Raw genomic sequence first — 12,776 nt, 5'->3', positions numbered from 1 at the left:
CTTAATAAACCTCATTATTTATGATACGGACTCCCCTCATTTATCATAAACGCCCTGTATATCTGTTCCGTCAACACCAGTCTCATCAACTGGTGTGGTAACGTGAACCGCCCAAACGAAATTTGGGTATTAGCCCGCTTCAAAACATCTTGGGACATTCCCAATGAGCCGCCAATAACAAAGGTAATATCTGAGTGGCCATAGGTGGTGAGATCCTGAATCTCCTTAGCAAACTCCTCTGAGGAACGTTCCTTGCCCAAAATTGCCAGTGCGAAAACATACTCCTTATCCTTGATCTTCTCGAGAATCCGTTCTCCCTCCTTTTCCATCACGTCATCCATTTGGGCCTGGCTCAATGATTCTGGAGCCTTTTCATCGGGAACCTCGACAATCGAAAACTTACAGAAGCGCGATAACCGCTTTGCGTATTCCGCAATCCCCTGTTTAAAATACTTTTCCTTTAGCTTCCCAACAACAACCAACTTAATATTCAACGATTTTTCCTCCTAGTTTGTTAATCAGTGTGTAAAACTATCGACATATGAACAACTTATGCACATAGTTATCCACAGGCAAGGTTAAATAGCTCTAATTTTGATTTCATGCATTTTTTTTAAAATTGTCAATATATAGTTTTTTATCCACAGTTTTGTGGAAAACGTGCGTTCGCAATCTATCATCGCAAACCCTATTATATCAGTATTTATACGCCCGAACAATTGGCAAAATATCCCCCAAAATAATTATCCACAATCTCCTGTGGATAACTATCCCCGTTTGCGTTTCCTTTTTTAAGGCTGATATATCAGCAAATCACAACAAACTTAATCTTATTCACAGACTTATCCACATACATTGTCCACAATTCCTCATTGTTTTATTTTGTACTGAATCATCCTAATTCAACTTCCGTTTCCCGTTCGGATTTTAATTGCTTAGCTACTACAATTTTCCAATTATCAATAAAAACCTTCGGCAAACAAAAAGTTCCCAGACAATTTGTCTGGAAACCTTCAGCTTTTAACTTTTATTTTACGTTTGCAGCTTTCTTATTCAACGTTACCGATGATGTTTTCTCACTACCGTTGTGATAGTAAGTGACTGAGATCTTATCACCAATGTTGTGTTTGTATAGAATATCTCTAATTGCAGTCTGTTCAGTAATCTTCTTGCCATCAAGCTTGGTGATAACGTCATACTTAGCAAGTCCAGCTCGTTTTGCTGGCGAATTGGCACTTACCTTAAGAACAACAACTCCTGTCGATACACTGGAAGGTAATTTCAATACTGACTTCTGTTGTTTTTCAGAAACGTTAGATAAATCAACGTAGCTAATTCCCAGCGCTGGTCGCACGACCTTACCACTCTTGATCAACTGGTTAATGATTTTAACCACTTCGTTACTTGGAATTGCAAAGCCCATTCCTTCAACACTTGTTCCGGATTGGTCCTGGGCTAACTTCATTGAGTTGATCCCGACAACCTGACCGTTCATGTTGATCAAAGGACCACCAGAGTTACCTGGGTTGATTGCCGCATCAGTTTGAATAACCGTTGCGTTACCAATTTCCTGACCGTTAGTATCAGTTTGCGGTACTTCCCGTTTCTTAGCAGAAATAATTCCCTGGGTAACGGACGTAGCGTACTGTGATCCAAGTGGTGACCCGATGGCTAATACCGGCTCGGCGACTTTGATGTTGTCTGAGTTACCAAACGTGGCAACCCGCGTAATCTTATCAGACTTAACCTTCAATACAGCTAAATCGGTAATTGAGTCCTTACCAACAATCTCAGCACCAACTTTGGTACCATCATTGAGGATAATCTCTAATGAATTAGAACCCTCAACCACGTGATTATTAGTTACGATATAGGCGGTATCACCGCTCTTCTTGTAAATAACTCCTGATCCTTCACTAGCAGCTTCTAGCTCACCACTGCTTTTCTTAGAACTGCTAGAATCAGAATTACCGCCGTACAAGCCACCAAGCAAACCTGAAAGGCTATCACTCGAACTACTTTCTTTCTGCAAATTAATAACGGAAACCACAGCGTTCTTAGTTGAGTTAAACGCCTTTTCTGATTGGGTACTTAAGTTGACCTTAACGTTGCTGACCTTGGCACTTCCCTGTGAGTTTGAAATTTCCGTGGGCGTGCCAGAATCATTATTATGCATCAATGAAACTCCACCATAGGTTGCTGCTCCACCTAAAGCACCGGCAACTAATGCCGTCACCACTAGTTTAATTCCACCATTCCCTGCCATTGAAGGTTCCTCCTCATTCTCTTTTGTATTCTATTTTACACATTTCTTTATTATATTGTAGAATTCAAAGCTTATAATTACCTTAAATAATTGTTAATGGTGAAGCTTGCTCGGCATCGGTATCAAAAAGTTGGAAATCAGAACCAACTCCAAAATCATGATCAGTTAAAATTGATGACACGGTTAGATGAGCAAGAGTTTTCATATTATTGTGTTGACTTCGGTGACCTAAGAATACCTTCTTTGTTCGGTGCCCAATGATATCAAGCATGGTGTTAGCACCATCCTCATTGGATAAATGGCCTCGGTCAGACATGATTCGTTGTTTCAATGACCAAGCGTAGTCACCGTTTCTAAGCATTTCTACATCGTGATTACACTCAAGTAAGTAGCCTTCGGAGTCCTTAATTACGCCTTCCATCCTATCAGAAACGTAACCTGTATCAGTTAATACGACAAACGATTTATTGTTATGGTGAAAAACATAAAATTGGGGCTCAGCAGCGTCATGGGAAACTGAAAAACTTTCGATATCTAGGTCACCAAAATCCTTAACCGTATCGGGTGGAAAAATATTGATTTGGTCCTCAGGAACCTTGCCAATCTTCCCATCCATTGCGTTCCAAGTTCCTTCGTTAGCATACACATTCATGTTGTACTTACGAGCTAAGACTCCAACACTTTGTCTGTGATCTGAATGCTCATGGGTCACTAATAGGGAATCAACATCATTGATGTCGCGACCAATCGAAGCCATCAAGTTTGCGATTTTTTTCCCACTTAGACCAGCATCCAAAAGAACTTTGTGCTGAGGTGTCTCAATGTATGTAACGTTACCAGTGCTACCACTGGCAAGAACACTAATTTTCATATCGTCATTATCCATACTTACGCTCCCAATTTGTAATTTAAACCTGCTGATTTGTTTCCTTAATAATTCCACCTGTAAAGGCATTGATTCGCTTTAACTGCACTTGAGGTGAGTTTTGCGGTCTAATCGCAATTACCCAAGTCGGAATAAACACCCGATCCTCGTCAGCTGTGATTAGCTTAGTATACACTAATCTAGTCCAGGCGACAGTGGTATTATTTGGAATTTCATTATACTGATAAAGCCAAATCAAGGCCCGGCGTTCAGAAATCGTACTCGATTTTTCTCTCAAAGTTCTAATGTCATTGAGGTAAGTCTGGGTATAACCAACAATTTGGTGGTTCGCGTTTAAATTAAACCGAATCTGGGCCTCATCAGAATAAATTCCCCGTTCAGGCCCCTTTTGGACGTATACAATCGTCTGATCCGTCGAAAGATCCTTGCTATACGTATATTGGTTACCAAAAGCAACAAAGGTTGGGTCCTGAATCAAATTATTGATCGTCTTTTCAGGGTTTTTCTTTTCGACACTAATCGGTTGCTTAAATTCACTCTCAATTGAATGGTTTTCATAGTGAGGGGTCTGATTGAACAGTTGGCCCATCCGTTGCCGCAAATCATCGGTTTGCGTTCCAGAAATGTAATAACCATCGTCAGTTTTGTTCGAGAATGTATCAAACTTGATCTCGTCATTCTTCATTTCCTTGGTAATGGTGGTATCCGAATCTCCTTGAGCAACATTCTCAGATTGCATATACATATTTTGTTGGAGCATTCCTAACAAAAACACATCAATCGCAATAAACGTCACTAAGAAAATAATTTGAATCCGTTTGAAGTTCACTTAGACCCCTCCTTTCTGTTATTGATTATTTTGCTGCATTAACTCCGTATAGCTTGACCACTTACCGTTATATAAAACGTACCAGTCAGGCGTTAAAGTTATCAGCATTGAGCTTGGTTTCTTTTGATTCCAAGTATAACCTAATCTGATTTTACCAATCTTTTGGCGATTATAACCGTGCCCGGTTAGCCTAGAGATAACTGTATCCGTACTTGGTAAAGTGGTCATACCACTCTTACTTGGCAGTGGCACTTGGGGAGTATCCAACAGGAACTTAGTTCGTTGAACCCCAGCGTTACGGTTTCTAATTGAAACTGCCCCAAAACCATTATTCTTAAAAATAGGAAATCCTTCAACAAAGGTTCTAAACGAAATTTCCCGATTTTTTACATCGTATCCGTAAAACTTAACGTTATCCATGGAAACCCCAAGATCCCTAATTGTCTTGTAAGACTTTGTCAGTGATGAGTATAGGGTTCGCGGTTGGTTCTTTATTTGATAATCAATAAATTCGCCAGCCCTCGTTCGACTATTAAAGTCCAACTGCTGTGAGTTCTGATCACTATAGGTTGTGGTGCCTCGTCTCTTCTTAACGGAAACGTTAGTTGAATCTTGATCATTCAGTAACCGGCTGACGTAGTAGTCTTCAGTTTGACGATTGACGAGATACTTATACGGTTGCATATCTACTGAACTCTCAAGGTACATCATTGGAACATCGTTATTTAACCGGATAGCAACCGGAAACCGTCTTAGTTTCAAATTTAGAACATTGTTTAACTTTTCAAGATTATGCTTCTCGAGTTTGACCTCATAGACCTTGAATCCCCTATCACCAAGAAGGTAAAGTCTTGATGTGTCATTTAGGGGTAAAATCACCCGGTTAACGATTGGGTTGGCCGAATTATTCAACTTATGCTTAAAAAGTCTGCCAACCGTCTTAAGATTTACGGAACTCGAATAATTAAGCATAACTGAATTTGGTCGCTTAGCAATCTTAAAGTACTCGTCTTGTGAATTTTTACTAATCGTTTTATAACCCGTTGGTTTGTAATTTTCAATACTATCCTTGATTTCACCAATCATGTTGACTGACCGGTTTACCAATAAATCTTGGCTGCCATCACGATTATTTTCAACCGCCTGGGTAGGAGAGTAAATCGCTGACCGTGGTTTAATCATTTCAGAATTCTGAGTGTTTCTGGTTGAATTCTGGTCATTTCGATAATTAGCTGGGTTGATCCAGAGGATAACCGATAGCACCAAACTAGCAACCACCGCAAGGCTCAATACAACAGGCAAAATAAATTTACTAAACCTCATCCCAAAGATCCTCCTCTGCTAGTGGCTCGTATGGAAGGGCGATGTAGAATGTTGAACCACGTCCCTCAATACTTTCGGCCCATAATTGGCCACCAAGCGCCTCAACCACTTCCTTAGAAATGGCAAGACCCAGACCAGTACCACCCTGTTTTCGGGAACGAGCCTTATCGACCCGATAAAAACGGTCAAATATATGAGGTAGGTCCTTTCTTGGAATTCCTAATCCTTGATCGCTGATGCTCAAAATAACCTTATTTCTAGTTTCATAAAGTCGACAGGTAATAACCCCACCATCTGGTGAGTATTTAATCGCATTATTCATAATATTATCGAGAACCTGGGTAAACCGATCAGTATCAAGTTCGACCCATAAATCTCGTTTAGTAAAGTAGCGTTTGATTGAGTATGTTTTTTCTGGATGGTCATCCTTTTTAATGATCATATCGAACCGATTCAGAATATAGTTAAACAACTCGTTGATATTAACGAGCTCGCTTTCCATCTTCTGAGTTCCCGATTCCATTCTTGATAGTGTCAGCAAATCATTAATCATTCTGATCATTCGGTCAGTTTCGTCCTGAGTTACCTTCAAAAACTTAGGAGCTAACTTAGGATCCTGCCAAGCCCCATCCGACAACGCTTCAATGTAAGAACGCACACTAGTAAGTGGGGTTCGCAGTTCGTGGGAAACATTAGAAACAAATTGTTTCCGATCCTGATCGATTCGTTGTTGTTCAGTAATATCTCGAAGCACACAGACAAGTCCGCTAATAAACCCTGATTCTCGCTGAATTAATGAGAAATGGGCGTGCAAAATCAAGTCTTGTTCATCATTTGAAAAATCAAGAATAATCTCATCAGGTTGCTCTAACAAATCACGCAATGTGTAATCATCTTGAATCCCAAGAACGGTTAAAATCGATTTTCCCATTACATCGTCCTTTGTATCAAGAAAACTAGCGGCGGTATCATTGATGATAATAACATTCCCCCGGCGATCCGTAGCAAGCACTCCATCGGTCATGTTCGCTAACACTGAATCTAGTCGCCTTCGCTCAGACTCCGTCGATTCATGGGATTCCTCAACCCTAACTGACAGGTTATTAACTGCACTAGCAAGTTGACCAAGCTCATCGTTTCCATAAACGTGAACTTGACCTGAGTAATCACCACGAGCAATTCTCATAGTCTGTTGCTTCATTTCTTCAATCGGGCGGGTGAACGCTCTCGAAATCACGATTGAGATAATTAACCCCAATACAATGGCAACCGTTGAGGCAAATAAGTAGATTCCAGTAACCCCGTTTGTTTGCCGATAAACCTGATCAAGATTGGCCTTAGTATACACAACTCCAACCACTTGATTACTATTACCTGTACTCCTAATCAGAGTGGTGATTGAAACATAGTAACGGTTGTTGCTTGCCGCATCGTAAGTGTTTTTTTCAATCGATTTTCCGTTATACAGCGCATTTTTAACACCGTTGTCGGTTGTTTTTTGACCGACTACCGCTTGATTATTAACCTGGTTAGTTCCCCGAATCGTTCCCTTTTTGTCGATTACTTGAATCTGAGCAGGATTGGTGTTGTCGGAATCGTTAAGAATTGTTTTGATTCTTCTGTTAGCCAAAGTTATGTTTGATTTAGCTAATTCAGACGTTAACGACTTTTGAACGTAGCTTTGAAGTTGCACTTGGTCCTTAAAAGTCTGCAAATTCTGGCGTTCTAATTGACGCACAAAAACAGCCCCCACGATTTCCAGTGTGATCAACAATACGAGGGCGAAGACGAGGGCAATTTTAAATTTTATTGATTGAAAAAATTTGATTCGCTCGTTCACAACCAGTTTTACCCCTTACAATAATTATCGTTATGCTTGGTCGTTTTCTGGGTTTCTTAAGTAATAACCAACCCCACGACGGGTGACAAGCCAGGTTGGGTGACTTGGATTATCTTCGACTTTTTCACGCAAACGCCGAACGGTAACATCGACAGTTCTAACGTCACCAAAGTAATCGTAGCCCCAAACTGTTTGTAGTAAATGCTCTCGCGTCATAACTTGACCAATATGTTGAGCCAAGTAATGGAGTAATTCAAACTCTCGGTGAGTTAACTCGATGTTTTCTCCCCGTTTAGAAACGGAATAAGCATCTGGATGAATAACCAGATCACCGATAGTAATATCCTGGTTTTCCTCAGTCTGGTCAGTGTTGTTAACACTGGCAGTTTGGCGTCGTAAGTTAGCCTTAACTCTCGCAACTAACTCTCGGTTTGAGAATGGCTTAGTAACGTAATCGTCCGCTCCTAATTCCAATCCAAGAACCTTGTCTAATTCAGAGTCCTTAGCCGTAACCATGATGATTGGCGTATCTTTGGTCTTTCTAACTTCACGAGCTACTTCCAATCCATCCATTTTTGGCAACATCAAATCAAGGATGATGAGATCTGGATCAACATCATTCACTTGTTCAAGGGCTTCTTCGCCGTCATACGCAACGGAGACTTCATACCCTTCCTTTTCTAGGTTAAACTTTTCAATATCAACGATGGGCTTCTCATCGTCAACTACTAATATTTTCTTTGCCATTAACAATTCTCCTAACGTTGAATTCTAATGCTTTATTTTTTACTTTAATGTAGAATGTTACACATTCAAATTATAACACAGCCGCCTCATTGTTAATAAAAACATGGGTTTTCCGCTTTTTTGAACTTTTTTTACAAATAATGTTGTCAAAGTCAAAATTCCATGATACTATATTTAAGTCGGATAAATGACATGGGCAGTTAGCTCAGTTGGTAGAGCAACGGACTCTTAATCCGTGGGTCCAGGGTTCGAGCCCCTGACTGCCCATTATACATATCACTAAATAACAGACACGCCGGCCTGAGCCGTGTCTGTTATTTTTTTGGCTTCAATATAATTCATAATGATGTTTGAGGCCTTAAAAAATAGCACCAGTTAGCTTTTCTCCATTAAGTAGCTAACTAGTGCTATTTTGATTTTAACGGTCATATTCCTCAATTCTTGGCCAATTTCAGCCCAACCAAAAAGAAGGTCGCCAATTCTGGCTCTAATTAGCCAGAATGACGACCTTTTTATTAACTTGCTTGGTCTGGAGCATACGAAATTGATGAGAACTTATTGTATGACTTAACAAACAACAGTTTGACAGTTCCACGAGGACCCGACCGGTTCTTCTCAATGATTACTTCAACTTCACCAACATCATTTTGGTCATCATCACCACTACCACCGCTATCGTCATCATCGCCGTCTTCCCGCTCATAATAGTCATCACGGTAAAGGAAGGCAACGATATCGGCATCCTGCTCGATTGATCCGGATTCCCGAATATCGGACAAAACAGGTCGCTTGTCCTGACGCTGTTCAACGCCACGAGACAGCTGTGACAACGAAATAACTGGAATATGGAGTTCCTTAGCCAGTTTCTTTAACTGCCGCGAAATATCGGAAACTTCTTGTTGCCGGTTTTCTCGGTTCCCACCTTCAATCAGTTGGAGATAATCGATAACAACCATCCCAAGATTATCAGTTTCCTTAGCTAACCGCCGACATTTAGCCCGAATTTCAGACATCTTGATTCCCGGCGTATCATCAATATAAATGTTAGCCCGTGAAAGGCTTCCCATTGCCACCACGAGGTTTTGCCACTCATCCTCAGTCAGGTTTCCAGTTCGCAAATGGTTTGCGTTGATACTACCTTCAGCACACAGCATCCGGTTGACCAATGACTCAGCACTCATTTCCAAACTAAAAATGGCAACGGCTTTGTCCGTCTTGGTCCCTACGTTCTGAGCAAGATTCAAGGCAAACGCGGTTTTACCAACGGCTGGCCGGGCAGCCAAAATTATCAATTCATCGTCATGAAGCCCCGTCGTAATTTTATCCAACTCAGGGTACCCCGTCGATAAACCGGTAACGTTGCTGTCTTCTTGAGACAAACGGTCAATTTCACTGAAGGCTGAATTAAGAACATCTTTAATTGCCTTAAATCCAGACTGGTTTCGATTTTCAGCAACGTTCATGATATCACGTTCAGCGTTATCTAAAACCGTCTCAACGTCATCATCAGTGCTATAACTTTCAGTAGCAATGTTGGTCGCCGTTTGGATCAATCGCCGTAACACAGCCTTGTCCTTAACGATTTTGGCGTAGTACGCAACGTTAGCACTTGTTGGCACGGATCCAGCTAATTCAGCAATGTATTCCATTCCACCAACGTCATCAAAGTTATTTTGACTAGTAAGAAGATCCGCGACCGTAACAACGTCAATCGCCTCATCCCGGTCATTTAAATTAACCATGGCTTCAAAGATGATTTGATGAGCCCGTTTGTAAAAATCGCGGGGTTCTAAGAATTCCATTGCCTCAATGAGGGCATCTGTACTTAAAAATATTGCCCCAAGCACCGCCTTTTCGGCATCGATGTTCTGGGGTGGTAGTTCATTCATTACATCATTGTTCATTTAAATTCCCCGAAATTCTAAAATGTTAACTATATAGTAGCACATAAAGATTAGAAAAAAATGCTACTTTAATTGTGAAAACGTGTGAGTTACTGCTAGTAGTAACTAATAAAATCTCACCCAAACCAAAAGAGCATCAAGGATACTTTCAAAATCATCCCTGACACTCCAACTACCAGCAAACTATTTAGTTAGTTTCCGTTACGTGAACCCTAATCTTAGCCGTTACTTCTGAATGGAGCTTAACAGGCACGTTCGTGTAACCTGCAACTCTAATTGGTTCAGGCAACTCGATCTTCCGCTTATCGATTTTGAGGCCATATTGCTTATTGAGAGCTTGAGCAATTTGCTTACTTGGAACTGACCCGAATAACCGGCCGTCAGTTCCTGCCTTAGCAGAAATCTCAACGACAGTATCGTCACTTTCCAACTTAGTCTTTAATTGCTTAGATTCCTCAAGTTCTTCTTCAGCCTTTTTTTGTTCGGCCTTTTGTTGACCTTTCAATTGGCTCATTGCGGAAGCTGTTGCGGCCTTCGCCTTACCATTCTTAATTAAGAAATTTTGAGCATAGCCGTCGGGTACTTCCTTAACTTCGCCACGTTTTCCCTTACCACGGACATCCTCTAGAAAAATAATTTTCATAAATGATCACTCCTACTATCCTCAAAATTTTGAACCCTGTTATTCATTATCATCGATATTATTAATTGTTTCAAGCAGTAATTCGCGAACTTCGGCAACGGTTTTATCGCCAATCTGAGTAGCACCACTCGAAAGGTGACCACCGCCACCCATCCGTTCCATGATGATTTGCACGTTAATTTTACCGGTACTTCGAGCTGAAACCCCGACCAAACCATCAGTCCGTTTGGTAATAATAAACGAGGCATCAACGCCATTCATCGTCAACAACGAATCGCAAGCCTGAGCTGCCGTAACCGAATCATAAACACGATCCTCTTCACCAACAATCATGGCCATATCACTATTGAAGAATTCAACCATTGAAATCAAGTGATTTCGCTCAAGGTAATTATCAACGTTCTCCTTCATCAACTGCTGCATATCATTCGAGTCTGCCCCGGTCGACCGGAGGTAACTAGCAGCATCAAATGTTCTGGTACCAGTTCTCATTGAGAAACTTTGGGTATCAACAAAAATCCCCGTCAGCATTGCCGTCGCTTCAATCTTATTGATTGGTTCCTCATCATGTGACTGGTACTCAAACATTTCAGTGATTAACTCACAGGTTGATGATGCATAAGGTTCGATGTAAACCAGCATTGGGTTTTCTGGGAACTCCTCGCCTCGTCTATGGTGATCAATAATCACTACCCGTTTAGATAGTCGATCATACACATTCTCAGCCATACTAATCGATGGTTTTGAATGATCGACCATAATCATCAGACTACTATCGGTTGCCTTGCTTAGAGCTTCCTCTGGTGAAATGATTGCATCATTTATTTCTGGGTAGTTCTTGATTTCTTCAAGTAGTCGTTGAATGTCAGAATGGACATTCCCCTTATCGAGGACGATCCAACACTGCTTATTGTTCATCTGGGCAATTCGGCGAATCCCTAAACAGGCTCCTAACGAGTCCATATCAGGCCGTTCGTGACCTTGAACGAATACTTGGTCCGATTCCTTCATCAATTCATTAAGGGCCTGAGAAATCATTCTAGCCCGCACCCTAGTCCGTTTCTCCATTGGGTTGGTCTTCCCACCGTAGAACCGAGCAGTCCCTTCCAAACTCTTAACAACAACTTGGTCACCACCACGACCAAGGGCTAGGTCCAAGTTACTTTGAGCCTGATCTGCAAGACTGTTCAAATCTTCTTCACCATAGGAAATTCCAATACTCAAGGTCAGTGGGAAGTTTTGCTTCGAAGTACTTTCCCGCACAGTATCAAGAATATTAAACTTGTCGTTTTCTACCGCCGCAAGTGACTTGGCATATGCCATTAAGAAGAAGTGGTCATCATCAATTTGCTTAAGGTACATCCCGTAACGTTGTGACCAAGATGCTAATTCGTTGGTAATGTAATTACTTAAGTTTGAAATTTCCTGATCGGTCATCGATTGGGTAACCTCATCATAGTTATCCAAGAAAATCTGCCCAACTGAGATTTGTTCGTCAAGATATCGTTCCTCTAACTGCGCATATCGGGTGATATCCAGTAGATAAACGGTGTTGTATTCTGATTGAACCAACATGGTAAATTTACGATTCCGCCAAGTAATCGTGTGAAACTCTTTATCATCCTGGTATTTCATCAACAGCTGACTCAAATCGCCGTCCACATCCTCAAGTTTCTTATCCAGGATATTTTCCCCTTCAAAGTATTGCAATAAGAATGGGTTGGCCCACTCAATCATCCGACTATCGTTGAGAACCATCACTCCAATTGGCATTTCGAGTAATGCTTCTTGTTCCCCCCGATGGATTCGGTATGACAGATCCTCAATATACCGGTTCGTATCAGAACTGATTTCGTTCATCATAAAAATAGTGTATATCAAACCAACCACACTGATTGTGACCATAACGACCGCAACGATTGGGTTCAATAAAAATGACACTACCACTCCAAAAACGACGATAATGGCAATAAACGTCATTATTCGCCTAAGCCGCCGGTTGTGTAAAAACGGTGGCAACTGTCCAGTTGTCTGTGGTTTTGATTTATCCATTTTTGTTCCTCTTTAGATAGCTTTAGTACCACTATTTTACCATAACTAACTCAGAGCGTTATTTTTTGCTCTAAACAAAAAGGGAACTATACTTTCTGGTATTGATGAACATCATCAATGCCAGTTTTTTTATCCAAAACAAATAGGACATCACTGTCACATATGCTAAGATTTAAGCGTCTAAACAAAAAACAAGCGAGGTGTATGTGATGTCCCAAGACAATTCTATCTTAGATTTACTGGATATCAAAGACAAAAATATACAAATAACTAAAGTTAAGGAAGA

General features: G+C 40.9%; 10 protein-coding genes and 1 tRNA gene. 1 reads left to right on the top strand and 10 read right to left on the bottom strand.

Features of this window, described 5'->3' with window-relative positions:
- Positions 1-14: 14 nt before the first annotated feature.
- From rlmH to yycF, 7 genes are all read right to left on the bottom strand, one after another.
- A complete protein-coding gene (rlmH, locus tag QOW94_RS06585) occupies positions 15-494 on the bottom strand; it encodes a 23S rRNA (pseudouridine(1915)-N(3))-methyltransferase RlmH (protein ID WP_283679505.1) in 480 nt (159 codons plus the stop codon).
- Between the two features lie 533 nt (positions 495-1,027).
- On the bottom strand, positions 1,028-2,266 hold the full coding sequence (locus QOW94_RS06580) for a S1C family serine protease (RefSeq protein WP_283679504.1): 1,239 nt from the start codon (positions 2,264-2,266) through the stop codon (positions 1,028-1,030).
- 82 nt (positions 2,267-2,348) lie between these two features.
- The gene (locus QOW94_RS06575; protein WP_283679501.1) at positions 2,349-3,152 is read right to left on the bottom strand and encodes an MBL fold metallo-hydrolase; all 804 of its coding nucleotides are present in this window, start codon (positions 3,150-3,152) and stop codon (positions 2,349-2,351) included.
- A 22-nt stretch (positions 3,153-3,174) separates the two neighbouring features.
- Entirely contained in the window at positions 3,175-3,981 is an 807-nt protein-coding gene (locus tag QOW94_RS06570; protein ID WP_283679499.1) for a two-component system regulatory protein YycI, read from the bottom strand.
- An 18-nt stretch (positions 3,982-3,999) separates the two neighbouring features.
- Positions 4,000-5,304: a YycH family regulatory protein gene (locus QOW94_RS06565; RefSeq protein ID WP_283679498.1), complete on the bottom strand. Its 1,305-nt coding sequence runs from the start codon at positions 5,302-5,304 to the stop codon at positions 4,000-4,002.
- Positions 5,294-7,144, bottom strand: a complete 1,851-nt coding sequence (gene walK / locus QOW94_RS06560) for a cell wall metabolism sensor histidine kinase WalK (protein ID WP_283679496.1) — start codon at positions 7,142-7,144, stop codon at positions 5,294-5,296. The genes QOW94_RS06565 and walK overlap by 11 nt, the downstream gene beginning before the upstream one ends.
- Before the next feature lie 30 nt (positions 7,145-7,174).
- A complete protein-coding gene (gene yycF / locus QOW94_RS06555) occupies positions 7,175-7,891 on the bottom strand; it encodes a response regulator YycF (protein ID WP_283679494.1) in 717 nt (238 codons plus the stop codon).
- A 194-nt stretch (positions 7,892-8,085) separates the two neighbouring features.
- Between yycF and QOW94_RS06550 the strand changes: the two genes are divergently transcribed.
- Positions 8,086-8,158 (top strand) — tRNA-Lys (locus tag QOW94_RS06550).
- A 248-nt stretch (positions 8,159-8,406) separates the two neighbouring features.
- Here QOW94_RS06550 and dnaB read toward each other — a convergent pair.
- The 3 genes from dnaB to QOW94_RS06535 form a co-directional block, all read right to left on the bottom strand.
- Positions 8,407-9,795: a replicative DNA helicase gene (gene dnaB / locus QOW94_RS06545; protein ID WP_283679492.1), complete on the bottom strand. Its 1,389-nt coding sequence runs from the start codon at positions 9,793-9,795 to the stop codon at positions 8,407-8,409.
- 187 nt (positions 9,796-9,982) lie between these two features.
- Positions 9,983-10,438, bottom strand: a complete 456-nt coding sequence (gene rplI, locus QOW94_RS06540; RefSeq protein WP_283679490.1) for a 50S ribosomal protein L9 — start codon at positions 10,436-10,438, stop codon at positions 9,983-9,985.
- Positions 10,439-10,477: 39 nt separating this feature from the next.
- Entirely contained in the window at positions 10,478-12,490 is a 2,013-nt protein-coding gene (locus QOW94_RS06535; RefSeq protein WP_283679488.1) for a DHH family phosphoesterase, read from the bottom strand.
- Positions 12,491-12,776: the final 286 nt, after the last annotated feature.

The organism is Lentilactobacillus sp. Marseille-Q4993 (assembly GCF_951230165.1).
Lineage (GTDB): Bacteria > Bacillota > Bacilli > Lactobacillales > Lactobacillaceae > Lentilactobacillus.
This window is presented reverse-complemented; position numbering and strand designations above follow the sequence as displayed.